This is a genomic window from Microbacterium sp. Y-01 (genome assembly GCF_003856715.1).
Taxonomy (GTDB): domain Bacteria; phylum Actinomycetota; class Actinomycetes; order Actinomycetales; family Microbacteriaceae; genus Microbacterium; species Microbacterium algeriense.
Window position 1 is genome coordinate 2,848,176 of record NZ_CP024170.1, and the last position, 24,494, is coordinate 2,872,669.

Here is a 24,494-nt window from a genome sequence, read left to right on the forward strand (position 1 = left end):
CATGCCCAAGGTGCACCCGGCGCCTGCGAGCGTGGGAACGGAGAGCGGATGTCTGAGCAGAGCAGTGAATCCCGCAAGGTCGCTGGAGCGACCTATACACGTGCCGGGAGCGAGTATTTCGAGAAACGGACGCTGAAGCGGTCGGCCGGTGTCTGGGGGCTGTGGGGTCTCGCGGTCGCCGCCGTCATCTCCGGCGACTTCTCCGGCTGGAACTTCGGCATCGACTTCGCGGGCTTCGGCGGCATGCTCATCGCCTTCGTGATCCTCGTGCTCATGTACTACGGCATGATCTTCGCGATCGGGGAGATGGCGGCCATGATGCCGCACACCGGCGGCGCGTACTCGTTCGCCCGATCCGCCATGGGACCCTGGGGCGGCCTGGTCACCGGAGCCGCCGAGACGATCGAATACGTCGCGACCACGGCGGTGATCGTCTACTTCTCGGCGTCGTATGCGAACGGCATCACCAGTGAGCTGCTCGGACTCGAGCTGCCGGGATGGCTCTGGTACCTCATCCTCTACATCGTGTTCATCGCCCTGAACTCCGCGGGCGCGGCGATCTCCTTCCGGTTCGCGATCATCGTGTCGATCATCTCGATCGGGATCATCCTCGTCTTCTCCGTCATGGCGATCTTCTCCGGTGCGTTCAGCTGGGATGCGCTGTGGGACATCGCCCCCGACCCCGGTCAGACGGAGTTCCTGCCGCACGGCGTGCTGCCCATCCTGTTCGCCCTGCCGTTCGCGATGTGGTTCTTCCTGGGGATCGAGGAGCTTCCGCTGGCCGCCGAGGAGTCGCACAACCCGACGCGCGACATCCCGAAGGCGGGCTTCTGGGCGCGAGGCACGCTCATCGTCACGGGCCTGCTCGTCCTCTTCCTGAACACCGGCGTGATCGGTGCCGAGGCGACCGGAACCGCCGGCGAGCCGCTGCTCGACGGGTTCCGCGCGATCGTCGGCGACCAGCTCGCCGCGGTGCTGGCGCTGTTCGCCCTGATCGGTCTGCTCGCCTCGCTGCAGGGCATCATGTTCGCCTACGGCCGCAACATGTACTCGCTCTCCCGCGCCGGCTACTACCCGCGGTTCCTCTCCCTCACCGGCAAGCGACAGACGCCGTGGGTGGCGCTCGTCATCGGCGCGGCCATCGGCTTCGTCGCCCTCATCGTCCTCGATGTGCTGGCGGCCGTCGACGCCGAGGGCGCCGGGTCAGTGGCCGGCGCGATCGTGCTGAACATCGCCGTCTGGGGTGCGGTGCTCGCCTACGGGCTCCAGCTGATCTCGTTCATGATCCTGCGGAAGAAGTACCCGGACGTCGACCGCCCCTACCGCAGCCCCTGGGGCATCCCTGGTGCGGCCGTCGCGCTGGTGATCGCGGCGCTCATCTTCGTCGGCTTCCTGCTGAACCCGACCTTCGGTCCGGCGATCATCGCCATCGCGATCGTCTACGTGGTGATCCTGCTCGGCTTCGGGCTCTTCTTCCGGCACCGGCTGGTGCTCTCGCCCGAGGAGGAGTATGCGATCTCGGGTGGCTCGCACGGTGACCCGCAGGCCGAGGGCTACGACGCGATGGAGGACGAGGTGTTCGACGGCGGCAGGTGATCCGCACCGCCGCCGGCAGCGCCTCGACGTCCGCGTCGGGGCGCTGCGTCGTGTTCTACTTGCGGTCGAAGTCGAACGCCTTGAGGAGTTCCAGGACGGCCTTGTCGCGCTCCTCGCCGCCCTCGTCGAACATGTGGGTGACGTGCGTGCGCAGGTGGTTCTCCAGCAGCAGCCGGTTCAGCGACTCGAGGGACCGCTGGATCGCCCGGGACTGCGTGATGATGTCCATGCAGTATTCCTCGTTCTCGATCATCCGCGCGACGCCGCGCATCTGCCCCTCGAGGATGCTGGTGCGGTGCAGGGCACGCTTCTTGATGTCTTCGATCACCCCTTGAGGCTACTCGCCTCGTGAAAGGATGACCTCATGCCGCGAACGCCGATGACGCAGCTCTCACCCGCCGACCAGGAGCGCCTGCGCGCGCTCCGGCGCATGAAGGCCGTCGCGCTCGGAGCGCTGGTGTTCATGGCCGTCGTGTTCGTGATCGCCTTCGCGTTCCAGCAGCGGATCGGATGGCTCGGATACGTCAGAGCCGCCGCCGAGGGCGGCATGGTGGGTGCCCTCGCCGACTGGTTCGCGGTCACCGCCCTGTTCCGCCGTCCGCTCGGGCTGCCCATCCCGCACACCGCGATCATCCCCAACCGCAAGGACGAGATCGGCCGCACACTCGGCGAGTTCGTCGAGACGAACTTCCTCGCCGCCGACGTCGTCCGCACCAAGCTCGCCAGCACGCGGATCTCCCTCCGCGCAGGCGAATGGCTGCGCGAGGCCCCGCACGCCGAACGGGTCGGGGCGGAGGGCGCGACGATCGCGACCGCGGTGCTCAACGCGCTGAGCGATGACGACGTCCGCGACCTCATCACCGACCTCGCGCGAGAGCACCTGGTCGCCCCGGAATGGGGCCCTCCCGCGGGAGCGTGGCTCGAGAAGATCGTCGAGGCCGACGCGCACCACGGCGCCGTCGACCTCGCCGTGGACAGCATCGGCCGCTGGCTCGAAGCCAACGCCGCCTCGTTTACCGGGCTCGTCTCGCGGCGTCTGCCCGGCTGGGTGCCGAAGCTCGCGCACCGCCTGGTCGACGACACCGTCTACAACGAGGCGATCAAGTTCATCCACGCCGTCCAGGCGGACCCCCGCCATCCCGCCCGGCTGGCGATCGACGGCTACCTCGAACGGCTGGCCGACAATCTGCAGAACGACCCGGCGACCAGGGCGAAGCTCGAGAGCGCCAAGGCGTCGCTGTTCGACAGCCCGCGCGTCGGCGCCCTCGCCGCCGAGGCGTGGAACACGGCGAAGAACGGACTGCTGACCGCTCTCGCCGACCCGGAGAGCGGGCTGCGCCGCCGCGCCGTCCAGGCGCTGCAGGAGGTCGGGGAGCGCCTGACCACGGATACCGCGCTGCAGCAGCGCGTGGACACCTGGGTGTCGGATGCAGCGGTCTTCCTCGTCGACCGCTACCGTCACGACATCGCCTCGATCATCACCGACACCGTCGAGCGCTGGGACCCGGCCGAGACGACGGAGAAGATCGAGCTGATGGTCGGCCGCGATCTGCAGTACATCCGCCTGAACGGCACCTTCGTCGGCGCGCTCGCCGGCCTCGTCATCTTCACGATCGCCCACGCCCTGATCCCGGGAGTCTGACATGGTCTCGGCCGCTCACCTCAGTCACGACCCGCTCTGGCCCCGCGCCGGCTCGTGGCCCGCGTTCGCAGGAACGGCCGATGCCGTGCTGCTCGGCGTCCCGACCTGGCGCACCTCGCTCTCGCCGACCGGCGCGCACGCGACTCCCGCGGCGATCCGCGGGGCTCTCCCCCGCTACGGCACCACGGTGATGGGTCCGCCCGCGGTCGAGCTCGACGACGTGCTGCGCATCGCGGACGCGGGCGACGTGGCGGATCCGGACGGCTCAGCGGGCGAGGCGAGGGTGATCTCCCGCGTCCGCGAGATCGCGGCGGCCGCACAGCTCGTGATCGCGCTCGGCGGCGACAACTCGCTCACCTACCCGGTCGCTCTGGGCGCCGAGGCGACCGGCCTGATCACCTTCGACGCGCACTTCGACCTCCGGGACGGGATCTCCAACGGCACGCCCGTCCGTCGCCTCGTGCAGGACACCCCTGCCGCGTCGTCCGTGCCGACCGCGAGGATCGATCCGACGAGGATCGTGCAGATCGGGATCGCCGACTTCGCGAACTCGGCCGCCTACGCGCGACGCGCGAACGAGTGGGGCATCCGCGTGGTCACCCTCGACGAGCTCCGCCGCCGCGGTGTCGACGACGTGGTCGCCGAGTCCCTGGAGGTCGCCGGCGCGGGAGCCGACGCGCGCATCCATCTCGATATCGACGTCGACGTCTGCGACCGGTCGGTCGCGCCCGGCTGCCCGGCGAGCGTTCCCGGCGGCCTGCAGGCGTGGGAGCTGCGCGCGCTCACCCGCGCCGTGGCTGCGGACCGACGCGTCGTGAGCGCCGACCTGGCCGAGGTCGATGCCACCGCCGACACCGCTGACGCCCGCACGGTGCGCCTCGCAGCGCTCTGTGTGCTCGAACTGCTCGCCGGACTGGCCTCCCGCGGATGAGGCCCCGCGTCGGCCCGGCTCCGTGTCGACCGATGCCACCGCGCCGTCACACCGGCTGCAGGCGCTCCGACTCCACCGCCACGTCGAGCGCGCGTCCGCCGCGGAAGCGCGCGGCGGGGTGGGTCTCCGCCACGCGGGAGCCCGCACCGTGCACACGCTCGCGCAGGGTCTCCCCCGGCGTGTAGGCCTCGCGGAGCCGACCGCGGCGCCGCAGTTCGGGCACGGCGAACTCGATGAAGTCGCTCGCCGTGTCGGGTGAGTGGTACTGCACGAGGTTGATGCCGTCGATGTCGTGCTCGTCCAGCCAGCTCTCGATCTCGTCGGCGACGTCCGCAGGCGAGCCGACGGCCATGAACGGCTGCCGGTGGAAGCCGCTCATCGTGGACAGGAACTCCGCGATGGTCTTCTCCTGTGGGAGGAAGGCGGCCGCGAGATCGTCGCCGCGCCCCTCGCGACGCAGAGCCTCCCCCAGGGTGATGTCGCCCGGGTGGGCTGTCGGATCGAACGGCAGACTCGCGTGCGCGAGCACTCCGTCGATGCTCGCGTAGCGGTCGTACTCGGCGAGCTTCGCCTCGGCTTCCTTCCTCGTCGCCGCGACGATGACCGTGGCCCCGACCACGAACTTGATGTCGTCCCGAGCGCGCCCCTGCCGCTCGAGCTCGTCGCGGATTCTCGCGATCGTGCCGCTGACCTGCTCGAACGAGCGCCCTCCGGTGAAGATCAGCTCCGCGTGGCGGCCGGCGAATTCGATGCCGCGCGACGACTGCGTCGCCTGGATCAGGAACGGCGTGCGCTGTCGCGACGGGGAGGAGAGGTGCGGGCCGGCCACCGAGTATCGCGGGCCACGGTGGTTGATGTAGCGGATCTTCTCCGGATCCGCGTAGACGCCCTGCTCACGGTCCTCGACGATCGCGTCATCGTCCCACGATCCCTCCCAGAGCTTGTAGAGCACGTCGAGGTACTCCTCGGCGATCTCGTAGCGGGTGTCGTGGTCGATCTCGCCGTCGAGGCCGAAGTTGCGCGCCGCGTTCGGCAGGTACGACGTGACGATGTTCCATCCCACGCGCCCCTTCGTGAGATGGTCGAGCGTCGACATCCGCCGAGCGAAGGAGAACGGCGGCTCGTACGTCGTCGAGAACGTGATGCCGAATCCGAGATGCTCCGTGACCGCGGCCATCGCCGGCACCACCAAGAGGGGGTCGTTGCTGGGGATCTGCAGGCCTTCGCGGATCGCGGTCTCCGGTCCTCCGCGGAACACGTCGTACGCGCCGACCACGTCCGCGAGGAAGACCGCGTCGAAGCCGCCGGCCTCGAGCTGCCGTGCCAGATCGGTCCAGTACTCGATGTCGTTGAACTCCGTGCGCCGATTGCCGGGGAGCCGCCACAGGCCGTGGGTGATGTGGCTGACGCAGTTCATCTCGAACAGATTCAGGATGAGTCTCTTGGGATCCGTCATGCGGCGGCGCTCCTTTCGTCGGCACGTGCGTGCCGCAGACGATCCTGGCGCGGACGACGCCGACCGGGGCATCGCATGTCGCTGCGTGAGGCCGGATGACGCGATGTGACGTCCGACTGCCCCGCGTGACGGGCGGGGTGTGCGCGGATGTCGTGCTCGGGAGGATCGCTCCAGCACCGTCTCTCCGATGAAAGGCACCCGACGCCTCATGAACGCACCCAGGACCCGCCGCACGCTGGCGACGACCGCCGCCGCGGCCGCTCTCGCCCTCGCGCTGTCCGCCTGCAACAGCGGATCGGTCACCGTGCCGTCCGCCGACGCCGAGCGCGTCGACGGGGGCACGATCGTGTACGCGCACCAGCAGGAGCCGCAGTGCCTCTTCGGCGGATGGATCGAGCAGGCGTACATCTCCTACCAGTTCCTGGACAACCTGTTCTCACTGACGGAAGACGGCGAGGCCGTCCCGTGGCTGGCGGAGGACTGGACGGTCAGCGAAGACGGCCTCACGTACACGCTCACGCTCAAGGACGGCGTCGAGTTCACCGACGGCACCCCCGTGGACGCCGAGGCCGTGGCGTACAACTTCGACTACTGGGTGGCCGGAGGCAACAGCACAGCGGCCGTCTGGCTCGGCGGCTACTACGAGTCCGCCGAGGCCGTCGACGACCTCACCGTCGCCATCCATCTGTCCCGCCCGTACCCGCGTTTCATCGAGAACCTGACGCAGGGCTACTTCGGCATCCAGTCGCAGCAGGCGCTGGAGACCCGCACCGACGAGGAGAACTGCGAGCAGCCGATCGGATCGGGGGCCTTCGTCGTGCAGGAGTGGAACCGCGGCGAGAATGTGGTGCTCGTCCGCAACGACGAGTACACGTCGTGGCCGGAGAACGCCGAGCACACCGGGCCGGCGTACGTCGAGAAGGTCGACTGGCGGTTCGTCGCCGACGGCGTCACACGGGTGTCGGCCCTGCGCTCCGGCGAGGCGGATGCGATCTACGACATCCCCGCGATCGAGTGGGACGGGCTGGACGGCGAGCAGTACGAGCTGCACAAGTACGTGACGCCGGGCCGGCCCCAGCAGATCTCGTTCAACACGACCCGTGCGCCGTTCGACGACGAGAGTGTGCGCAAGGCCTTCATCTTCAGCCTCGATCGCGAGAGCATCGTGGACACGATCGGCCACGGCGTGATCCCCTTCGAAGGCAACGGCGGGGTCAGTCAGGCGACGCCCGGATACAGCCAGAAGGCCGCCGACTGGTACGCCGAGGACATCGACGAGGCGAACCGTCTCCTGGACGAGGCCGGCTGGACCGACCGCGACGGCGACGGCTACCGGACGAAGGAGGGCAAGACCCTCGAGGTCGTGTTCCCCTACAACGCCGGCACCATCATCAACGCCGACGGAGCCTCGATCTTCCAGGCCGTGCAGGAGCAGGCGAAGGCGACCGGGTTCAAGGTCGACCTGATCCCCGTGCCGCCGTCCGAGACCTGGGCGGGAACCTACAGCGGCCCCGACTCCTACGACATCTCGGCGGGCTACTGGACCTCGGTGAATGCGGGGATCCTCTACATCAACTGGCGTCCGAGCACCGAGGACAACCCGAACTACTCGAACAGCGCCTTCTACGACAGCCCCGAGCTCGAGTCCCTGATCCTGGCCGCCAACTCCGAGTCGGATGTCGACGCGCAGAACGCCCTGTACGGCCAGGCCCAGGAGTACATCGCCGAGCACGCGCTCTCGTTCGGACTGTACGACCGTCTGAGCACGCTCGGCGTCAACCCGCGCCTCCGGGGAGTCTGGCAGGAGCACGCACAGGGAGGACCCACGTTCTATGACGCCTACTTCGTCGAGTGAGGCGCGGCCGGCCGACCGGATCACCTCCGTTCGGCCGGTCGCTCCCCGCCGCTCCCCGCGACGGTTCCGTCGCCTGGCGTCGAACGTCGTGGGCGCGGTCGTCGTGCTCTGGGGTGCGGCCACCGCCGCCTTCCTCGCGCAGATGGCGCTGCCGGGCGACCGCGCCACCGCGATCCTGAACATCCGCACGGGACAGGCTCAGGAGCGCACACCGGACGAGCTCGCCCCGATCGTCGACGCCTACGGTCTCGATCATCCCGTGCTCGTCCAGTACCTGGACTACATCGGAGGACTCCTCCGCGGTGATCTCGGCACCTCGTACCAGCAGTTCCGCCCCGTGTGGGACCTGATCGGCGAGCAGCTCGGTTCGACGCTGGTGCTGACCCTCACCGGCATCCTCCTCGCCTGGGTGCTGATGATCGTCTGGGTCACGCTCACGGCGGGGCGAGGACCGCGGGTGCGTGCACTGGGTTCGGCCGTCGACACCGTGACCGCTGCGCTCCCGCCGTACTGGCTGGGCATCCTGCTCCTCCTGTTCTTCGGGCTGACCCTGCGCTGGTTCCCCGTCATGGGCGGCAGCGGAGTCAACGGCATCGTGCTTCCGGCGCTGACACTGGCGATCCCGCTAGCGGGGTTCATGGGTCAGTCCGTGCGGGCGGAGTACGAGCGAGCGCTCGATCAGCCGTTCGTGCTCAGCGCCCGCATGCGCGGCATGGGCGACCTCGGCATCCGGCTCCGTCATGTGCTGAGACATGGATCGATCCCCGCGGTCACCCTCACCGGGTGGGCCCTCGGCGCCACCGTCTCCGGCGCCGTGATCGTCGAGCAGATCTACTCCCGGCCGGGAATCGGCAAGACCCTGGTCTCCGCGGTCGGGGCGCAGGATCTTCCCGTCGTGACCGGCATCGTGGTGCTCGTCGCCGTCCTCTACGTCGTCACCAACCTGCTGGTCGACCTCGTGTACACGCTCATCGACCCGAGGCTGAAGACGTCATGACCACCGCACTCCCCCGGAAGCCCGCGCATCACGAGCGCACGAGCCCGACGCGGCGTCGCCGTCGCGTGAGCTGGTCGCTGATCACGGCGATCGTCTTCGCCGCGCTGTTCGCCCTCGCCGCCATCGCACCCGGAGTGCTCGCCACGGATGACCCGACCGCGCAGAACTTCGCCGATGCGCTCCAGTCGCCCTCGCTCACGCACTGGTTCGGCACCGACGAGGCCGGGCGCGATCTCTACAGCCGCATCGTCCACGGAACGCGGGAGTCGCTGCTGATCGGCATCGGAGCCGCCGGGATCGCGCTCATGGCTGCCCTGGTCCTCGGCTCCGTCGCGGCGCTCGCGGATCGCGTCACAGCGTCGATCGTCAACCGGATCATCGAAGTCGCGTTCGCCTTCCCGAGCCTGCTGCTCGCCCTCCTGCTCGTGTCGATCCTCGGTCCGTCGCCCTGGACGCAGGTCGTCGCGGTCGGCGTCAGCACCGCACCCGGATACGCCCGCATGGTCCGCGGCCAGATCCTCTCGGCGAAGAACGCCGGCTACGTCGAGGCCGCCCGCGCGCTCGGTCACGGCTGGTGGCGCATCCTCGGGCGGCATGTGCTCCCGAACGCGATCCGGCCGCTCGTGGCCGTGTTCACGATGGCGATCGGACAGTCGATCGTGTGGGCCTCCGGACTGTCGTTCCTCGGTCTCGGCGTCGCTCCGCCCTCGTCCGAGTGGGGAGCGCTACTCGATGCCGGACGCGCCAGCATCCTGCAGGCGCCGTGGCTGACCTTCATCCCCGGCCTGGTCATCCTCGTGCTCGCGCTCACCGCGACCACGATCGGCACCCATATCCAGAACAGTCTCGAGAAGGGCAGGTGACATGAGCGTCGCCGAACTCACCACGGCATCGTCTCCGGCGAGCGGGAGCCCGCGGGAGCGTCTCACCGTACGGAATCTGCACGTGGGCTTCACGCGAGACGGCGAGACCAGGAGCATCGTGCGCGACGTGTCGTTCACGCTGTCCGCCGGGCGATGCGTCGCGATCGTCGGCGAATCCGGTTCGGGCAAGAGCGTCACCGCCCGGACACTGGCGGGACTGACCGGCGCGGGCGCGATCGTCGAGGCGGAGGAGCTCTCCCTCGGCGATGCCGACCTCACCGCCCAGACGGCGAGGTCGTGGCGAGGGATCCGCGGCAAGCGCATCGGCTTCATCCAGCAGGACGCGCTCGTCTCGCTCGACCCGCTGCGCCCCGTGGGTCGGGAGATCGAGGAGGCGCTGCGCCTGCACGGCTGGCGTGATCGGTCCGTTCGCCGACGGAAGGCGATCGAGCTGCTCGCGAGCGTCGACGTGCCGCAGCCCGAACTCCGCGCGCGGCAGCGACCGGGTGAGCTGTCCGGTGGGCTGCGGCAGCGCGCTCTGATCGCCTCCGCGATCGCCCTCGACCCCGAGGTCATCATCGCGGATGAGCCCACGACCGCCCTCGACGTGACCGTGCAGGCGCAGGTGCTCTCGCTGCTGGAAGACGCGAAGGCGCGCGGCGCATCCATCATCCTCATCAGCCACGACCTGTCCGTCGTCGCGCAGCTCGCGGACGACATCCTCGTGATGCGCGAGGGCGAAGTGGTCGAACAGGGCGCAGCCGCGCAGGTGCTCGGAGCCCCGCGACACGCGTACACGCAGAGCCTGGTCGATGCCGTCCCCAGCGGACACACCCGCGGCGAGCGCCTCGCCCCGCAGGAGCGGACCGTCCCGAACCTGCACATCGCCCGGCCCTCATCGGGAGTGGACGGGGAGCCGGTGCTGGAGGCCCGAGGCCTCGTGAAGCGATTCGTCTCCCCCGACGGCAGGCTGAGCACCGCGGTCGACGACGTGTCGTTCACACTGCACCGCGGAGAGACGCTCGGGCTCGTCGGCGAGTCCGGCTCGGGAAAGAGCACGACCGCACGCATCGCTCTCGCGCTCGAGCACGCCGACGAGGGCGAGGTGCTGCTGCTCGGATCCCCGTGGTCCGCCGTCTCCGAGTCCCGCCGGCGACCGCGACGCCGACGGATCGGCGTCGTGTATCAGGATCCGCTGAGCTCCTTCGATCCGCGGTGGAACACCGAGCGCATCCTCCTCGATGCCATCCCCGCCGATGCCGGGCTGACGCGACGGCAGCGCGAGCAGCGCGTCATCGATCTGCTCGCCCAGGTGGCCCTGCCCGCGTCCGTCCGCGAGCGCTTCCCGCTGCGCCTCTCCGGCGGCCAGCGTCAGCGCATCGCGATCGCCAGGGCGCTGGCGACCTCCCCCGAGATCATCGTGCTCGACGAGGCGGTGTCGGCGCTCGACGTCTCCGTGCAGGCGCAGGTGCTCGATCTGCTCGTGGACCTGCAGGACGAGTACGGGCTCAGCTACCTGTTCATCTCGCACGACCTCGGGGTGATCCATCACCTCAGCGACCGCGTGCTCGTCATGAAGGACGGCGTCGTCGTCGAGCACGGAGATGCCGAGCAGATCTTCCGTGCGCCCGCGCACCCCTACACGCAGGAACTGCTGCGGGCGCTTCCCACGCTCTGAGTGGCGGAGGGGCGGCCCGGGTTGCACCGGTTCGCCTGGCCGGAGGGGAAAGAGAGAGGGCCGGTCGGACATGATCTCTCATGTCCGACCGGCCCTCTTCACGGTGGACCTAAGGGGATTCGAACCCCTGACCTCCTCGATGCGAACGAGGCGCGCTACCAACTGCGCCATAGGCCCGTGAACGAGTTCTACGTTATCACGATCGAAACGCCGCTCGCGCCGCGGAGGGTCATCCCGCGGCGCGACGGGAGAGGAGTTCGCGCACGTGCGCCTCGATCTCGGCGTCGTCGACGAAGCCCATCCGGGCGTAGGGGGATGATGCGGCGGGCAGCTGCGCCGGTGCGGGCGGTGCCATCTGCTCCGCGCGCTCCCGAAGTGCGGCGACCCGTGCCGCCTTGCGGCGCTGCTCCTGCGCATCGATCTGCGCCTGCGCCGCCTGAGCGCGCGACCCGGCCACCGACACGAGCGGCTCAGGAAGCGGCCTCGGGGTCCACGTCGCGGGCCCCTGATCGTGCAGCTCCGGAGCGACGCGCGGCGCCGCCGGGACGGCGACGGTGTGGGTGGCGCGCGCGACACGTCGGGCGACCGCGGCCATCCGCTGCAGGGTGACCCCGGCGAGCACCACCAGCGCGCCGCCGATCCACAGCAGCACGGAAGACGACGCGGCGAGCAGCTGCCAGACGCCGAGTCCGGCGAGCGCGAGCCCGAGGACGAGTGTCGTGGTGGCCGCGGCGCGGACACGTCGACGGGCGCGGGCACGACGGATCACCGGATCGGCCCTGGTCGCGGCGAGCTCTTCACGCAGCGCTTCGAGCTCGGCGGCCTCCCGTTCGGACTGCACGCGCTTCGCGAGCTTCTGCTGCGCCAGAGCGGTGCGGGCATTGAGTTCGATGCGCACCTCGGCCGGAGTCTCGCTCGTCTCGGCGAGGACGCGCAGCGCCTGATTCAGCCGCACGGCGTTGCGCTCGGCCGCGTTGTACTGGAATCGTCCGCGCCAGGAAGGCAGCAGGTACAGCATCCAGAGGAGCACAGCGACGAGGACGATCACTCCCCCGCTCAGCACCGGCCCGTCCATATCGACAACGCTAAGGGGTGCAGGGGTGCGCGGCCGTGCAGAGCGACGCGTGTCGCCGCGAGTCCTTCCGGATCCGACCGGCGACCCCGCCGTTCAGTGCGAGATGCGGTCCGACGGCGGGACGGTCGCGGCCTCGGGCGGCACCTGGCCGTTCAGCCAGCGCGCGAGCACGCCCTGCGGCACATCCTCTCGCGTCAAAGCGAACGCGTAGTGGTCGCGCCAGTCGCCGTCGATATGGATGTACCGACGACGCAGCCCCTCATACCGGAAGCCGAGCTTCTGGACGATGCGGAGGCTCGCAGCGTTCTCCGGGCGGATGCAGATCTCCATCCGATGCAGTCCGTACTCCGTGAAGCAGGCGTCGGTCGCGAGCGCCACGGCCGTCGGCGTGATGCCCTTGCCGGCGAACCGCTCGCTCACCCAGTACCCGATCGTCGCCGAGCACAGCGAACCGCGCGAGACACCCCACACGTTGAGCTGCCCGGCGATCTCGCCGTCGTACTCCATGACGAACGGGTAACCGGAGCCGTCGCGATACTGCTGCAGGAGACGTCGGATGCTCAGCCGCATGTCGAACGAGACCGACCCGTACGGGACCGTCGCCTCCCACGGCTGCAGCCAGGAGCGATTCGACAGCAGCTCGTGCTGCAGTGCTCGGGCGTCCTTCGCACGGACCAGCCGCAGTTCGATGGGTCCGTGTCGCATTCCTGCCGTCGAATCCATGCCGCACCGACGCCCGCGGAGTCGCCTAGAGGCGTTCCGCGAACTCCTTGAGCCAGGGCCGCAGCTCCGGGCCGAGGTCATCCCGGTCCGAGGCCAGCTGCACGATCGCCTTGATGTAGTCGACCCGGTCTCCCGTGTCGTAGCGGCGGCCTCCGAAGACGACGCCGACGACGCCGGGGCCGTCGGGGTCGGTCGCGAGCTCCTGCAGCGCATCGGTCAGCTGGATCTCGCCGCCCTTGCCCGGCTCGGTGCGCTCGAGGATGTCGAACACGGATGCCGGAAGGACGTAGCGACCGATGATCGCGAGGTTGGAGGGCGCGTCCTCCTTGGCGGGCTTCTCCACGAGGCCCGTGACCCGGACCGCGTCGGAGCCCTCGAGCGGCTCGACGGCAGCGGCGCCGTACATGTGGATGCTGTCGGGGTCGACCTCCATCAGTGCGACGACGGCGGCGCCGGTGCGCTCGTGCTCGGCGATCATGTCGGTCAGCAGCGGGTCGCGCTCGTCGATGAGGTCATCGCCGAGGAGGACGGCGAAGGAGCTGTCGCCGACGTGGGTCCGTGCGCGCAGCACCGCGTGACCGAGTCCCTTCGGCTCGCCCTGACGCACGAAGTGGATGTCCGCGAGGTCGCTGGACTTCATGACCCGCTCCAGGCGACCGGTGTCGCCCTTCTCCATCAGCTTCACCTCGAGCTCGGGAACCGAGTCGAAGTGGTTGGAGATTGCGTTCTTGTTCCGGCCGATGATGACCAGGATGTCCTCGATGCCGGCGTCGGCCGCCTCTTCGACGACGTACTGGATCGCCGGCTTGTCGACGACGGGGAGCATCTCTTTCGGCATCGCCTTCGTCGCGGGGAGGAATCGCGTCCCCAGTCCTGCCGCGGGAATGACGGCTTTGATCTTGTGGTCAGCCATCCTCCCAGCCTAGCGGTGACCGTCGCCCTAGACTCGGAGCCATGTCGAACGACGTCGAACACGCCAAGCGTGCGCTGCGCGCCGAGCTGCGCGAGCGACGCCAGCTCCTCTCCGATCCGCAGCGCGAAGCCGCGGCCGCCGCGATCGGCGAACGCCTCGACGCGCTGATCGACGAACTCGGAGCGCGGTCCATCTCCTGCTTCCTGTCCACGACCACCGAACCCGGGACGCGGGAGTTCGTGACCAGGGCGGTGCGCCGGGGCATCCGCGTGCTCCTTCCCGTCACGCGCGCGGACGGCCTGCTGGACTGGGCCGTGGCCACGGACGACGACGAGGTGGCGGAGGGCCTGTTCGGCCTGCCGGAGCCGACGGGCGAGGTGCTCGGCCCGATCGCGGTCAACGACGTCGACCTGATGATCGTGCCGGCGGCCGCCGTCGACCGCACCGGAATGCGCATGGGCTGGGGGCGCGGCTACTTCGACAAGACCATCGGATCGATGGAGAAGTGCCCTCCCGTCTACGCCGTCATCTATGATTCCGAGGTACTCGACGAACTTCCGCGAGAGGTGCACGACCAGCCGGTGAACGGCATCGTCACCCCGTCGCAGACGCTCACCCTGTCGCCTCGGCGACGCTGACCCGCAAGGACCTCCATGCCCACCTACGCCTATGCCTGCACCTCGTGCGGGCACCAGTTCGACGCCGTGCAGAGCTTCTCGGATGACGCGCTCACGGTGTGCCCCGAGTGCGGCGGCGCGCTGCGCAAGCAGTACGGCTCGATCGGCGTGACGTTCAACGGCTCGGGCTTCTATCGCACGGACTCGCGCGCCAAATCCGGGGGTTCGAAGGATGCTTCGGCATCATCGAAGTCGGAATCGACGACGAGCGCCAAACCGGCCGCTGCGTCGACTCCCGCCTCGAACTGAGGCCCATCCGACTGGGGGTTTCCATGCTCAAAGGTTTCAAGGACTTCCTGCTCCGCGGGAACGTCATCGATCTGGCCGTCGCGGTCGTCATCGGCACCGCGTTCACCGCCATCGTCACGGCCGTCGTCAACAGCATCATCAACCCGCTCATCGCCCTCTTCCTGAAGGCGGACGCCGCCGGGCAGTTCGGCATCCAGGTCCCGAACATCTACGGCGAGACCGTCACGTTCCCGATCGGCGACCTGATCTCCGCGATCATCAGCTTCCTCGCGGTCGCCGCGGTCGTCTACTTCGTGTTCGTCCTGCCGATGAACACGTTCAAGGCGCACGTCGAGGCACGCAAGGGCACGCCCGCCGAGGAGCCGGAGGAGGAGCCGGCAGCGGCGACCGAGGCCGAGCTGCTCGTCGAGATCCGCGACCTGCTCAAGGTGCAGCGCGGCGCCTGACGCCTCTCGCACATCCAAACGCACGGTCCTCCCCGGAGGGCCGTGCGTCTCGCTTTCCGGGCGCACCTCGGCCCACGGCTTCCTCAGTAGTGCGGCGGCACGTCCTGCCGGAGCTGATCGTCGTTCGGTCCCTTCGCGCCCTTCGGACGAGCCGGCGGCGGTGCGTCGTCGGTCTTCGCCTCGGGCGCGGGATCGCTCCCGGGAACCGGGGTCAGCCGGGCTCGCCGCGAACCCGCGATGCGCACGACGCGCTGACGCGGTGCGGAGCCGTCCGGCTCGTCGGTCATCCCGCGTCGCCGAGATCGATCGGCTGCGTGTCGTTCTCCGCGCGCGGCGCGGAGTCGGAGATGCCGAGGACAGCGGCGATGCGGCTCGCGACCGTGACCGGGTCGCTGTACAGATCGAAGGCGTGCACGCGCACATAGTGCCAGCCCAGGCGCCGGAGCACGTGCGGGCGCAGCCGCAGCGTCTCGCGCAGCGACTCGCCCCGCGTCTCCGGATCGGATTCGATGACCACGGCTTTGCCGCCGTGCTGCGCCACCAGGGGAAGCAGCCCACGGTAGTCGACGTCGACGGAGGCACCGAGGCGTCGCAGCTCGCGGGCCAGGGCGAGGGTGAGCGGATCGGCGAGGTCCTCGAGCCTGGCGTCCCTGCCGCGCGCGGCGAGACCGCCGAGGATCGACATGAGCGTCGCCGCTCCGTGCTCGAGGCGTCCGTCGTCGAACGAGGAGGGGCGGATCGAGGAGACGATGACCATCGACCGACGCGCGCGCGTCATCCCGACCGTGAGCAGCCGCTCCCCGTCGGGGGTGGACAGGTCGCCGAAGTCGCTCAGCACGCGCCCGTGCTTCGTGAGGCCGAATCCGAGCGAGAAGATCACCCGGTCGCGGCTCTCCGCCACGGACTCCTCGAGCGTCAGGACGGCGAACGGCTCGGCCGTATCCCGGCCGACGAAGTCCGCCACGTCGGAGCGTCCCGCGAAGGCCGCGGTGACCGCTGCGCGGACGCGCTCCGCGTGCCGCGCGCTCGCGGTGACGACCATGAGGGACTCGGCAGGCCGGTGCACGGCATGCTCGACGACGAGGGTCACGACCCTGGCGACCTCGGCATCCGGGCTCTCGACCGCGCCCGAGATCGGGTCGGGGGTTCCCGTCCCGCCCTCGACGTAGTCGACCGTGAGGCTGCCGCGCCCGAGGTAGGAACCGGCCCACGGCAGCGAGACGATCTCTCCACCGTAGAAGGCGTCGTTGATCAGCTCGGCGAGGTCTTCCCCTCCCGCGCGGTAGCTGCGCGTCAGGGTCATCACCGGCAGCAGTTCGGACAGCCGCTCGAATGCCGAGACGTCGTCGAAGGGAACCTCCGGCTCCCAGGACTCGTCGGGATCCACGGCGAGGTGGAAGGGCGTCGGGCGCTGCGTGACCGGGTCGCCGAACGCGACGATCTGACGCGCGCGCCGAATCGAGGGGGCCGCCTCGGCGAGGTTGATCGCCGCGGCATCGACGAGAAGCACGGCGTCGAACTCCACGGAGTCCGGGATCTCCGGCACCAGGTACGGCGAAGAGATCCACACGGGCGCGAGCGCGTCGACCAGGGTCGGCGCGGCGCTCACGATCTGCGCGGTGCTCGTGGCCTGCTGCGTCAGCGCCCGTCGCAGGTTCTGCGACTGCTCCGGCTCATCGACGATCGCGATGCGCCACTGGTTGGCGAGCTGCCACGCCAGCAACGGACCGGCCATCGCCGCGTGGGCCTCGTCCACGAGCCGGAAGTCCCGCTCCAGACGGTCGACGACGGCGGTGTTCGCCCCGAGGAGGGCCCGATCGTCCTGCAGCGCGCGCTCCAGCAGCGACTGCCACCACGCGAACTCCAGCTCCTCCCCCACCTGGGACTCGGAGACGTGGCGCACCGACAGATCGGCCAGCAGAGGGCCCAGACCCAGCAGAGCGAGTCGGTCCCGCAGCTGCGCGCGCTCGACCAGGTTCTCGAAGACGTCGGACTTGGCGGCGAGGCCGGCGAGCGTGCGCACCAGTCGGGCCACCGGCAGCGAGGCCAGGGGCTCGCGGCGTCCCAGTGCGGCGTCGAGCTCGGCGAGCTCCGCCTCGACCCTCTGCCACGCGGACGACACGTCGGCGAGGCCGAGCGGGATCTCCGGGGCGACACCGGCCTCGACGAAGCGCTGCCACTGCGTGCGCTGGGCCTGGATGCGCAGCAGCGCCTCGTGCATCTCGGTGACGTGGACGCCGGGGCGCACGTACTCCTTAGCGAGACGCCGCAGCCGGCGACGGTTCGCTCCGGACAGACCAGGCGCATCGCGACGCGAGCCGTGCGCCTGGATGAGCTCGCCGAGCGGACGCTCGAACACGGTCGGGCTGAACCGGTCGAGGGAGTCGCGGATCCCCTGCAGCAGTCGCAGGTACTCGCCGAGCTCGTCGATGGTCGCGAACGGACGCATGTGGGTCTGGGCGATCAGCTCGTAGCCGCGCTCGAGGAGCGTCGGCACGCTCGAGGAGTGCAGACGGCCGGCCAGCTCGTGGGCGGCGCGGGCAGCCTCGGTGCTGGCGAAGGTCACGCCGTACCAGGGCGAGTCGTTCGGGCCGAAGCGGAACTCGCCGAGGCGCGCGGCCTGGGCGAGCGCCTCCGCGGCCTCGGTGCGGTCCGCTGCGAGCCGGCGCAGCGCATCCGTGCCGAGGCGGGCGGTGGTCGACGGCGGCACGGGAAGCGAGGCGAGGCGCGTGAGCTGACGGGTCGCATCCAGGACGGAGGCGTTGAGCCCCGCCACCGGGGCCGTCAGCGCCCGCCGGTAGTCGCGGAGCACCGTGCGCAGTCGCACGAGCGCATCGTCGACCTCGCTGACCTTGGGCGCGGTCGCCTTCTCGTTCCTTCCGATCGCCCTGACCAGGTCGCGGCGGACGCTCGCCGGCGAGACCGCGAGGCTGTCGAGGCCGATCCCGGCGAGGCGGTGCCGCACCCCGTCCAGCGTGGAGCGACGAGCGGAGACGACGAGCACGCGCTTGCCCCCGCGGACCAGCTCCCCGAGGGCGTTGATCACGGTCTGGGTTCCCCCGGTGCCCGGCAGCGTCGCCACGGTGAGGGAGTGTCCTGCGGCGATCCGGGCGAGCACGGCCTCCTGCTCGGCGTCCGCATCGAGGAGCAGGTTGTCCGACGCCGGTGCGCGGTCATCCGGACCGACGTGGTGCGGGGTCGCCCGGGGCGCGGTGACCTGCTCGCGGTCACCGGCGTGTCCCCCGAGCGCGTTCAAGAGCTGATGGTCGAGGCTGCCGCCGTCGCGGGACATCCCGCCGGACACATCGGCGAACGTCGACACCACCAGTCGCGGCTCGACGGAGAACGTGTCGATCGCACGCGTCATGGCGCGCAGGCTGTCGATCACCGGCTGCGGCTTGAAGATCCCGCCGTCGTACGCGAGGGCGGCGAGCGCCGCGGCGTCGATCGAGAGCCCGAAGTGATCGCGGGCGATGCGGACGAGTTCGGGGTTGACCTCGAAGGCCCCCTGGAGCTTGAGCTCGAAATCCGAGTGATGACGACGGATCGCCAGCGGGCGCAGCAGCACCGGAGCCGCGAAGTCCGCTCCCCCGATCCGCCATCGGGCGACGCCGACGGCGAGGTGGACGGCTTCGATCCCTCGGACCGTGCGCAGCTCGGTGTTCTTGGCCGTGATGCGCTCGGCTGCGAGCCGCGCCGTGCGCAGCCCGACCTCGTCGCGGAACAGGTTCGACAGCAGCGTCGACTTGCCCGTGATGAACTGCGGCAGGCTGCCGGGGTGCGCCTTGGAGATGTCGATGCCGGATTCCGGGCGGTCGCGGAAGCTGGTCAGCGGCGAGGGGCCGCCCAGGTCCGCCGCCTCCGCGCGCAGCCGGGTGCGCTCGGCCTCCGCCGCGTGTGCGATCTCCACACCGGTCGTGGAATCGTGCAGATCGCCGAGCGACACAGCAGCGTCCGCCGCTGTGTCACCCGCAGACTTCTCTTCACGTCGCCACACACTGACACCCTAGGCGCGCGACCGCGTCCGCACGCGTAACCCGGGCGGGTTTCCGCCGAATTCCCGCCTGTCCGCGGGCGATCGGCACTCGTTCTGCATCGATCCGGCTGAGCCGACGTTCTCCACCGTCGACGGACCCGCGGTGCGGCGCACACGCGGGGGCCGGTCAGGATGGGGGCATGACCTTCCGATACGACTTCGCCCCGACGCCTTTCGGCGATGCTCTCGCGGTCTTCTCCCACGAGGGCATCGTCCGCTTCGATCTCTCCGAGTCCCACGACCCGAGCGTGCCCTGGCTCCTCGAAGGGGTGTCGCGCCAGCTGCGCGCGATCCCGGAGCACGACCCCGGAGCCGCCGACGAGCTCACCGAGCTCCTCGACCGCTATTTCGACGGCGAGCCGGTCCGCTTCGACGAGCACGTCCGCCTCGACTGGCGCCTGGCGGACGGGTTCGCGCTCACCGCGCTGCAGACGATCTGCACGATCGACTGGGGCGAGACCATGAGCTACGGCGAGGTCGCTGTGCTCGCGGGGCATCCCGGTGCCGCGCGCGCCGTCGGCACGGCCTGTCGCCTGACCCCGTTCTCGATCATCGTGCCCGTGCATCGCGTGGTCCGCTCCGACGGCAGCATCGGCCAGTACGGCGCGCACCCGGAGCGCAAGCGATTCCTCCTCGACCTCGAAGCCGGCTGACCGGACGACAGGCGACGGGGACCCGGCGTGTAGGCCGCCGGGTCCCCGTCGGTCCGCGTCAGGACCGGTGGATCGCCGTCAGTGATCCACGGCCTTCTCGGCACCGAAACCGGTCAGCGAGCGCACCTCCATCTCGGCGGCCAGCTGCGGCGACTCCTTGCGCGTGCTCGTGATCGTGCCGAGCCAGCCGAGCAGGAAGCCGAGCGGGATCGAGACGATGCCCGGATTGTTCAACGGCCAGACGGCGATGTCGATCCCCGGGATCATCGAGGTCGGCGTACCGGAGAACACCGGGGACAGGATGATCAGCAGGATGGCGGATCCCAGGCCTCCGTACATGCTCCAGACCGCGCCGCGGGTGGTGAACCGCCGCCAGAACAGCGAGTACAGGATCGTGGGGAGGTTCGCCGACGCGGCGACCGCGAAGGCGAGCGCGACGAGGAACGCGATGTTCTGCCCCTGAGCGCCGATCCCGCCGATGATCGCGAGGATGCCGATCACGATGACCGTGCGTCGCGCCACGCGGACCTCACCGTTCGGATCGGCCTCGACCGGCTTGCCCGCCGCGTCCTTCCTGCCCTTCTGGATCACGTTGGCGTAGATGTCATGCGCGAACGAAGCAGCCGCCGTGATGGTCAGCCCGGCGACGACCGCCAGGATCGTCGCGAACGCGACAGCGGAGATGAAGCCGAGGAGCACCGGGCCGCCCAGCTCGAGCGCCAGGAGCGGCGCGGCGGAGTTGACGCCGCCGGGCGCCGCCGCGATGACGTCGGCGCCCACGAGCGCCCCGGCCCCGTAGCCGAGCACGAGGGTCAGCAGGTAGAAGCCGCCGATGAGCCAGATGGCCCACACGACGGAGCGACGGGCCTCCTTGGCGGTCGGCACCGTGTAGAAGCGCATCAGGACGTGCGGCAGTCCCGCCGTGCCCAGCACGAGCGCCATCCCGAGCGAGAGGAAGTCCCAGGGGTTCGCGCCGTACTGCAGACCGGGCTTGAGCACCGCATCGCCCTTGTCGGAGTTCGCGACCGCCGCCTCCAGAAGCGTGTTCAGGCTGAAGCCGTTGATCGCGAGGACCCAGATCGTCATCGCCAGCGCGCCGCCGATCAGGAGGAACGCCTTGACGATCTGCACCCAGGTGGTGCCCTTCATGCCGCCGATCAGCACGTACACGATCATCAGCACGCCCACCACGGCGATCACGATCGACTGGCCGAGACGACCGTCGATGCCCAGGAGCAGAGACACCAGCCCTCCCGCTCCCGCCATCTGCGCCAGCAGGTAGAAGAAGCACACCGCGAGGGTGGTGATGGCCGCCGCCATCCGCACGGGACGCTGCTTGAGCCGGAACGACAGCACGTCGGCCATCGTGAACTTCCCGGTGTTGCGCATCAGCTCGGCCACCAGCAGCAAGGCGACGAGCCAGGCGACGAGGAACCCGATCGAGTAGAGGAATCCGTCATAGCCGTTGATCGCGATGGCGCCGCAGATGCCCAGGAACGAGGCCGCGGAGAGGTAGTCGCCCGCGATGGCGAAGCCGTTCTGCGGACCGGTGAAGGAGCGTCCGGCCGCGTAGTAGTCGGCGGCGGTCTTGTTGTTGCGGCTCGCGCGGATGACGATGAACAGCGTCACGGCCACGAATGCCAGGAATATGGAGATGTTGAGGACCGGATTGATCTCGAGTTCGACGGCCTCCGTCGCGGTGCGAATGACGCTCATGCCTGCGCCTGCGCCTTCTCGAGGTCTTCGCGGATCTCGGCGGAGAGCGGGTCGAGTTTCCTATTCGCGAAAGACACGTACGCCATGGTGATCGCGAATGTCGTGACGAACTGCCCGAGCCCGAAGAGCAGACCGACAGTGATATCGCCCCAGACCCGCTGTCCCATGAAGTCGGTCGCGAAGGCCGCGAGCAGCACATAGACGAAATACCAGATGAGGAAGAAAGCCGCGAGAGGGAAGATGAAGGATCTCTGCTTGCGTTTCAATGCGAGGAATCGCGGAGACTGCTCGACGGCGATGTAATCGATCCCGCCGTCCGGTGCTGCGTGCGTCTGGTCGCTCATGGGGCCTCCTTGCCACATGTCAGGGTCCTCGCACGAGCCGATCGCGCGAGTGGTAGGGTCGACGCTACGAAACGGGGAACGGCGTCGTCACCCCCGGAAGTAGGTAATCGTCTTGAGCGCAACGGTCACCCTCGAATCCGAGGCCGAGCTCGTCGCCAACGCGGTGCGCGAGCTGGCCAGGCGTACGCGTTTCCCCGTCGCCTTCGGCGGTCTCATCGAAGAGGGCGTCGTGAGCGTGACCAGCATCGTGGGCGCGCGCACCCGCTCTCTGGACGGTCTGCGGGTCCGCCCCGAGCGCGGACTCGGCGGTCGCGCGATGATCGAGCTCCGCCCGCGGATGACCAGCGACTACGGGTCGTCGCAGCAGATCACGCACGACTACGACGTGTTCGTGCTCGGCGAGGGGTTGCGCACCCTGCTCGCGCTGCCGATCGTCGTACAGGGCCGATCGCGCGGTGTGCTCTACGCGGGGGCGTGGAACGAGGAGCAGATCGGCGGGATCACGACGGCGCCCGCGATGCAGGTGGCCCAGTCGGTCGCGGACGAGCTCCGCATCCGCGACGAGGTGCAGCGTCGGCTGCAGGCCGCACCGGCGAGCGATGCGGTCGCGCCACCGCAGCGCGAGGAGCTGCGCGAGAGTTTCGCGGAGCTCCGCAGCATCGCCGCCTCCGTGGACGACGCCGACATCCGTGCCCGTATCGCGCAGGTCGAGCGCCGTCTGCTCACGCTCGCGGGAGACGCGGTGCCGGCGACGACGGGCGCGATCCCCACCGTGCACCTCTCTCCGCGGGAGACCGACGTGCTGGCCTGCGCCGCTCTGGGGTCGACCAACGCCGAGATCGCGTCTCAGCTCGGACTCCGCGAAGGGACCGTGAAGGCCTATCTGGGGACGGCGATGTCCAAGCTCGACGCCTCGACGCGCCACGCCGCCGTGACCCGCGCCCGCAGGGCCGGGCTCCTGCCCTGATCGCCCACCGGACATCGAATGATGACACGCGCCGAAATGCGCGGTTGTCCGCTTTCCACTCGGCGGGTAAAGTCCCTTTCATGGCGAGACGAATTGTGCACCAGCTGGTCGACGACATCGATGGCAGCGTCCTGGAGGTCGGCGAAGGCGAGACGGTGCATTTCTCGCTCAACGGCGCGTCTTATGAGATCGACCTGAATGCGGACCACGCCGAGGAATTGCGAAAGGCGCTCGAGCCGTATATCTCCGCAGGTCGGCGCGCCGGGTCCTCCGCCGCGTCGCGGGGGTCGAGCGCTTCCCGCACTTCTTCCTCGCGCAAGCGTCCGGCGCGCAATCCCGAGGTCGCCGCGATCCGCACCTGGGCGAATGAGAACGGCTACAGCCTCTCGGAGCGCGGTCGTATTCCCGCGTCGGTTCTCGAGGCGTACCGCGCCGCACACTGACCGCCCGGCGGGCCGGACGGAGGAGTCCTATTCCTCCGCTTTCGGCAGCCACGGCTCGTCGCGCAGCGTGATCTCCTCGGTCATGTCCTCGAGGAATCGGATCACGACGTCGCGTTCGGCCGGCGTCAGTCGCGCCGCCGCGTAGAAGCGCTTGGCCTGCTGCCGCCCCACCGTCTCCATCGCCGCGTGCCTGGTCTCGGGCGTGATCGTGATCGCCAGCGCCCTCCGGTCCGTGGGGTGCGGCGAGCGCTGGATGTGCCCGCCGCGCTCCAGCCGGTCGAGGAGCTTCGTGGTCGCCGCCGTCGACACCCCGAGGTGTCCGGCGATGCCGCTCGGCGTCGCGACCAGCTCGCGGTTCGCGCAGACGATCAGGTAGTGCAGCGCCCGCATGTCTGTCTCGTTCAGCTGCATGTAGCGGCGCGAGGCCTGGGAGAGGCGCTGCTCGGCATCGCGCAGATTGCCGAGCGCCTCCATCAGCAGGGCGATCTGACGCAGGTCCTCCGGAGGGACGCCGGTGCGATCGACGAGGGTACTACGCGGATCGCTGGCCTCGACGTCGTAGATCGCGGCGTGGCTGAGGCCGTCGTGTGCAGGCGCACCGGGGACCGGGGTGGTGCCGCGCGCGCTGTCCATGCGATCATGTTACACACGAACAGTTTCATGCTAAGTTGATTATTCACTTGGTTAGCTAAAGAGGTCGAGAGGACGCCATGGACGACGTGACGCTCCTCGCCGAAGACGGGACCGCTGTCGGCGTCCTGCCGAAGAGCGAGGTCCACACCACCGACACCCCCCTGCACCTCGCCTTCTCGTGCTACGTGCTCGACCGGAACGGACGACTGCTCGTCACGCGCCGCGCCCTCTCCAAGCGCACGTGGCCGGGGGTGTGGACCAACAGCTTCTGCGGCCACCCCCGACCCGACGAGGAGATGCTCGACGCCGTGCGCCGCCGCGCCGCGGACGAGCTGGGCCTTCGCCTGAGCGCCGTCCGACTCGTGCTCCCCGACTACCGGTACCGCGCCGTCGATGCGAGCGGCATCGTGGAGAACGAGATCTGCCCCGTGCACATCGCCGTGGTCGATGACGAGCCGTCCGCCGACCCCGACGAGGTGGCCGAATGGGCGTGGGTCGAGATCGAGGCCTTCATCGAGGCCGTCGCCTCGGCGCCGTTCGCGTTCAGCCCCTGGCTCGTGGAGCAGCTGCCCCAGCTGCATCGGCTCGGCGAGGTCTGACC

24 protein-coding genes and 1 tRNA gene are annotated in these 24,494 nt (G+C 69.6%); 14 read left to right on the plus strand and 11 right to left on the minus strand.

Going from position 1 to position 24,494, the window contains the following annotated elements:
• Positions 1 to 48: 48 nt before the first annotated feature.
• A complete protein-coding gene (locus CSX12_RS13540; RefSeq protein ID WP_017202670.1) occupies positions 49 to 1,596 on the plus strand; it encodes an amino acid permease in 1,548 nt (515 codons plus the stop codon).
• Between the two features lie 55 nt (positions 1,597 to 1,651).
• Here CSX12_RS13540 and CSX12_RS13545 read toward each other — a convergent pair whose 3' ends face one another.
• The gene (locus CSX12_RS13545; RefSeq protein WP_017202671.1) at positions 1,652 to 1,924 is read right to left on the minus strand and encodes a metal-sensitive transcriptional regulator; all 273 of its coding nucleotides are present in this window, start codon (positions 1,922 to 1,924) and stop codon (positions 1,652 to 1,654) included.
• Between the two features lie 36 nt (positions 1,925 to 1,960).
• On the opposite strand from CSX12_RS13545, the gene CSX12_RS13550 reads away from it, so the two are divergent.
• The gene (locus tag CSX12_RS13550; protein WP_017202672.1) at positions 1,961 to 3,238 is read left to right on the plus strand and encodes a DUF445 family protein; all 1,278 of its coding nucleotides are present in this window, start codon (positions 1,961 to 1,963) and stop codon (positions 3,236 to 3,238) included.
• A 1-nt stretch (position 3,239) separates the two neighbouring features.
• The gene (locus tag CSX12_RS13555; RefSeq protein ID WP_124896146.1) at positions 3,240 to 4,169 is read left to right on the plus strand and encodes an agmatinase family protein; all 930 of its coding nucleotides are present in this window, start codon (positions 3,240 to 3,242) and stop codon (positions 4,167 to 4,169) included.
• A gap of 46 nt (positions 4,170 to 4,215) precedes the next feature.
• Here CSX12_RS13555 and CSX12_RS13560 read toward each other — a convergent pair whose 3' ends face one another.
• Positions 4,216 to 5,625: an LLM class flavin-dependent oxidoreductase gene (locus CSX12_RS13560; RefSeq protein ID WP_124896147.1), complete on the minus strand. Its 1,410-nt coding sequence runs from the start codon at positions 5,623 to 5,625 to the stop codon at positions 4,216 to 4,218.
• 208 nt (positions 5,626 to 5,833) lie between these two features.
• Between CSX12_RS13560 and CSX12_RS13565 the strand changes: the two genes are divergently transcribed.
• From CSX12_RS13565 to CSX12_RS13580, 4 genes are read left to right on the plus strand one after another with little or no spacing between them, the layout of a single operon-like run.
• Positions 5,834 to 7,480 carry an ABC transporter substrate-binding protein gene (locus tag CSX12_RS13565; RefSeq protein WP_124896148.1) on the plus strand — a complete coding sequence of 549 codons (1,647 nt, stop codon included), beginning with the start codon at positions 5,834 to 5,836 and terminating at the stop codon, positions 7,478 to 7,480.
• The gene (locus CSX12_RS13570) at positions 7,458 to 8,477 is read left to right on the plus strand and encodes an ABC transporter permease (RefSeq protein ID WP_164479590.1); all 1,020 of its coding nucleotides are present in this window, start codon (positions 7,458 to 7,460) and stop codon (positions 8,475 to 8,477) included. The genes CSX12_RS13565 and CSX12_RS13570 overlap by 23 nt, the downstream gene beginning before the upstream one ends.
• Positions 8,474 to 9,340, plus strand: coding sequence for an ABC transporter permease (locus tag CSX12_RS13575; protein WP_124896149.1), 867 nt, complete (start codon positions 8,474 to 8,476; stop codon positions 9,338 to 9,340). Before CSX12_RS13570 ends, CSX12_RS13575 begins: the two co-directional genes overlap by 4 nt.
• Before the next feature lies 1 nt (position 9,341).
• Positions 9,342 to 11,018, plus strand: a complete 1,677-nt coding sequence (locus tag CSX12_RS13580) for an ABC transporter ATP-binding protein (protein WP_164479591.1) — start codon at positions 9,342 to 9,344, stop codon at positions 11,016 to 11,018.
• Between the two features lie 104 nt (positions 11,019 to 11,122).
• On the opposite strand, the gene CSX12_RS13585 is transcribed toward CSX12_RS13580, so the two are convergent.
• The 4 genes from CSX12_RS13585 to galU form a co-directional block, all read right to left on the minus strand.
• Positions 11,123 to 11,195 (minus strand) — tRNA-Ala (locus CSX12_RS13585).
• Between the two features lie 52 nt (positions 11,196 to 11,247).
• Positions 11,248 to 12,093, minus strand: coding sequence for a hypothetical protein (locus CSX12_RS13590; protein ID WP_124896150.1), 846 nt, complete (start codon positions 12,091 to 12,093; stop codon positions 11,248 to 11,250).
• 93 nt (positions 12,094 to 12,186) lie between these two features.
• Complete coding sequence (locus tag CSX12_RS13595; protein ID WP_017202727.1) at positions 12,187 to 12,798, minus strand: GNAT family protein; 612 nt, start codon at positions 12,796 to 12,798, stop codon at positions 12,187 to 12,189.
• A 43-nt stretch (positions 12,799 to 12,841) separates the two neighbouring features.
• Complete coding sequence (gene galU / locus CSX12_RS13600; protein WP_017202728.1) at positions 12,842 to 13,729, minus strand: UTP--glucose-1-phosphate uridylyltransferase GalU; 888 nt, start codon at positions 13,727 to 13,729, stop codon at positions 12,842 to 12,844.
• 41 nt (positions 13,730 to 13,770) lie between these two features.
• Between galU and CSX12_RS13605 the strand changes: the two genes are divergently transcribed.
• The 3 genes from CSX12_RS13605 to mscL are packed head-to-tail and all read left to right on the plus strand — an operon-like array spanning position 13,771 to position 15,101.
• Positions 13,771 to 14,367, plus strand: coding sequence for a 5-formyltetrahydrofolate cyclo-ligase (locus tag CSX12_RS13605; RefSeq protein ID WP_124896151.1), 597 nt, complete (start codon positions 13,771 to 13,773; stop codon positions 14,365 to 14,367).
• Between the two features lie 15 nt (positions 14,368 to 14,382).
• Positions 14,383 to 14,655, plus strand: a complete 273-nt coding sequence (locus CSX12_RS13610) for an FmdB family zinc ribbon protein (protein ID WP_017202730.1) — start codon at positions 14,383 to 14,385, stop codon at positions 14,653 to 14,655.
• 23 nt (positions 14,656 to 14,678) lie between these two features.
• Entirely contained in the window at positions 14,679 to 15,101 is a 423-nt protein-coding gene (gene mscL / locus CSX12_RS13615) for a large conductance mechanosensitive channel protein MscL (RefSeq protein WP_017202731.1), read from the plus strand.
• A gap of 83 nt (positions 15,102 to 15,184) precedes the next feature.
• Here mscL and CSX12_RS13620 read toward each other — a convergent pair whose 3' ends face one another.
• On the minus strand, positions 15,185 to 15,388 hold the full coding sequence (locus CSX12_RS13620; protein WP_017202732.1) for a hypothetical protein: 204 nt from the start codon (positions 15,386 to 15,388) through the stop codon (positions 15,185 to 15,187).
• Positions 15,385 to 19,047 carry an ATP-binding protein gene (locus CSX12_RS13625; protein ID WP_124896921.1) on the minus strand — a complete coding sequence of 1,221 codons (3,663 nt, stop codon included), beginning with the start codon at positions 19,045 to 19,047 and terminating at the stop codon, positions 15,385 to 15,387. Before CSX12_RS13625 ends, CSX12_RS13620 begins: the two co-directional genes overlap by 4 nt.
• A 230-nt stretch (positions 19,048 to 19,277) precedes the next feature.
• Between CSX12_RS13625 and CSX12_RS13630 the strand changes: the two genes are divergently transcribed.
• Positions 19,278 to 19,790, plus strand: coding sequence for a methylated-DNA--[protein]-cysteine S-methyltransferase (locus CSX12_RS13630; RefSeq protein WP_124896152.1), 513 nt, complete (start codon positions 19,278 to 19,280; stop codon positions 19,788 to 19,790).
• A 78-nt stretch (positions 19,791 to 19,868) separates the two neighbouring features.
• On the opposite strand, the gene CSX12_RS13635 is transcribed toward CSX12_RS13630, so the two are convergent.
• Both CSX12_RS13635 and CSX12_RS13640 read right to left on the minus strand, forming a co-directional pair.
• On the minus strand, positions 19,869 to 21,506 hold the full coding sequence (locus CSX12_RS13635; RefSeq protein ID WP_124896153.1) for a cation acetate symporter: 1,638 nt from the start codon (positions 21,504 to 21,506) through the stop codon (positions 19,869 to 19,871).
• Positions 21,503 to 21,850, minus strand: a complete 348-nt coding sequence (locus CSX12_RS13640; RefSeq protein ID WP_017201368.1) for a DUF485 domain-containing protein — start codon at positions 21,848 to 21,850, stop codon at positions 21,503 to 21,505. The genes CSX12_RS13635 and CSX12_RS13640 overlap by 4 nt, the downstream gene beginning before the upstream one ends.
• 112 nt (positions 21,851 to 21,962) lie before the next feature.
• Between CSX12_RS13640 and CSX12_RS13645 the strand changes: the two genes are divergently transcribed.
• Together CSX12_RS13645 and CSX12_RS13650 are read left to right on the plus strand one after the other, a co-directional pair.
• Positions 21,963 to 22,817: a LuxR C-terminal-related transcriptional regulator gene (locus CSX12_RS13645; RefSeq protein ID WP_017201369.1), complete on the plus strand. Its 855-nt coding sequence runs from the start codon at positions 21,963 to 21,965 to the stop codon at positions 22,815 to 22,817.
• 80 nt (positions 22,818 to 22,897) lie between these two features.
• Entirely contained in the window at positions 22,898 to 23,260 is a 363-nt protein-coding gene (locus tag CSX12_RS13650; protein WP_124896154.1) for an Lsr2 family protein, read from the plus strand.
• A 27-nt stretch (positions 23,261 to 23,287) separates the two neighbouring features.
• Here CSX12_RS13650 and CSX12_RS13655 read toward each other — a convergent pair whose 3' ends face one another.
• The gene (locus CSX12_RS13655; RefSeq protein WP_017201371.1) at positions 23,288 to 23,893 is read right to left on the minus strand and encodes a MarR family transcriptional regulator; all 606 of its coding nucleotides are present in this window, start codon (positions 23,891 to 23,893) and stop codon (positions 23,288 to 23,290) included.
• 77 nt (positions 23,894 to 23,970) lie between these two features.
• Here CSX12_RS13655 and idi point away from each other — a divergent pair, with 77 nt between their 5' ends.
• Positions 23,971 to 24,492, plus strand: a complete 522-nt coding sequence (gene idi / locus CSX12_RS13660) for an isopentenyl-diphosphate Delta-isomerase (protein ID WP_017201372.1) — start codon at positions 23,971 to 23,973, stop codon at positions 24,490 to 24,492.
• The last annotated feature ends 2 nt before the right edge of the window (positions 24,493 to 24,494 follow it).

What these genes read in the sequence shown, in the direction of transcription:
- CSX12_RS13560 (WP_124896147.1), bottom strand. Translation starts at nt 5,625, where the DNA reads ATGACGGATCCCAAGAGACTCATCCTGAATCTGTTCGAGATGAACTGC.
- CSX12_RS13580 (WP_164479591.1), top strand. Translation starts at nt 9,342, where the DNA reads ATGAGCGTCGCCGAACTCACCACGGCATCGTCTCCGGCGAGCGGGAGC.
- CSX12_RS13630 (WP_124896152.1), top strand. Translation starts at nt 19,278, where the DNA reads ATGACCTTCCGATACGACTTCGCCCCGACGCCTTTCGGCGATGCTCTC.
- CSX12_RS13650 (WP_124896154.1), top strand. Translation starts at nt 22,898, where the DNA reads ATGGCGAGACGAATTGTGCACCAGCTGGTCGACGACATCGATGGCAGC.
- mscL (WP_017202731.1), top strand. Translation starts at nt 14,679, where the DNA reads ATGCTCAAAGGTTTCAAGGACTTCCTGCTCCGCGGGAACGTCATCGAT.
- CSX12_RS13590 (WP_124896150.1), bottom strand. Translation starts at nt 12,093, where the DNA reads ATGGACGGGCCGGTGCTGAGCGGGGGAGTGATCGTCCTCGTCGCTGTG.
- galU (WP_017202728.1), bottom strand. Translation starts at nt 13,729, where the DNA reads ATGGCTGACCACAAGATCAAAGCCGTCATTCCCGCGGCAGGACTGGGG.
- CSX12_RS13610 (WP_017202730.1), top strand. Translation starts at nt 14,383, where the DNA reads ATGCCCACCTACGCCTATGCCTGCACCTCGTGCGGGCACCAGTTCGAC.
- CSX12_RS13620 (WP_017202732.1), bottom strand. Translation starts at nt 15,388, where the DNA reads ATGACCGACGAGCCGGACGGCTCCGCACCGCGTCAGCGCGTCGTGCGC.
- CSX12_RS13640 (WP_017201368.1), bottom strand. Translation starts at nt 21,850, where the DNA reads ATGAGCGACCAGACGCACGCAGCACCGGACGGCGGGATCGATTACATC.
- CSX12_RS13635 (WP_124896153.1), bottom strand. Translation starts at nt 21,506, where the DNA reads ATGAGCGTCATTCGCACCGCGACGGAGGCCGTCGAACTCGAGATCAAT.
- CSX12_RS13540 (WP_017202670.1), top strand. Translation starts at nt 49, where the DNA reads ATGTCTGAGCAGAGCAGTGAATCCCGCAAGGTCGCTGGAGCGACCTAT.
- CSX12_RS13555 (WP_124896146.1), top strand. Translation starts at nt 3,240, where the DNA reads ATGGTCTCGGCCGCTCACCTCAGTCACGACCCGCTCTGGCCCCGCGCC.
- CSX12_RS13605 (WP_124896151.1), top strand. Translation starts at nt 13,771, where the DNA reads ATGTCGAACGACGTCGAACACGCCAAGCGTGCGCTGCGCGCCGAGCTG.
- CSX12_RS13565 (WP_124896148.1), top strand. Translation starts at nt 5,834, where the DNA reads ATGAACGCACCCAGGACCCGCCGCACGCTGGCGACGACCGCCGCCGCG.
- CSX12_RS13550 (WP_017202672.1), top strand. Translation starts at nt 1,961, where the DNA reads ATGCCGCGAACGCCGATGACGCAGCTCTCACCCGCCGACCAGGAGCGC.
- CSX12_RS13570 (WP_164479590.1), top strand. Translation starts at nt 7,458, where the DNA reads ATGACGCCTACTTCGTCGAGTGAGGCGCGGCCGGCCGACCGGATCACC.
- CSX12_RS13595 (WP_017202727.1), bottom strand. Translation starts at nt 12,798, where the DNA reads ATGCGACACGGACCCATCGAACTGCGGCTGGTCCGTGCGAAGGACGCC.
- idi (WP_017201372.1), top strand. Translation starts at nt 23,971, where the DNA reads ATGGACGACGTGACGCTCCTCGCCGAAGACGGGACCGCTGTCGGCGTC.
- CSX12_RS13655 (WP_017201371.1), bottom strand. Translation starts at nt 23,893, where the DNA reads ATGGACAGCGCGCGCGGCACCACCCCGGTCCCCGGTGCGCCTGCACAC.
- CSX12_RS13575 (WP_124896149.1), top strand. Translation starts at nt 8,474, where the DNA reads ATGACCACCGCACTCCCCCGGAAGCCCGCGCATCACGAGCGCACGAGC.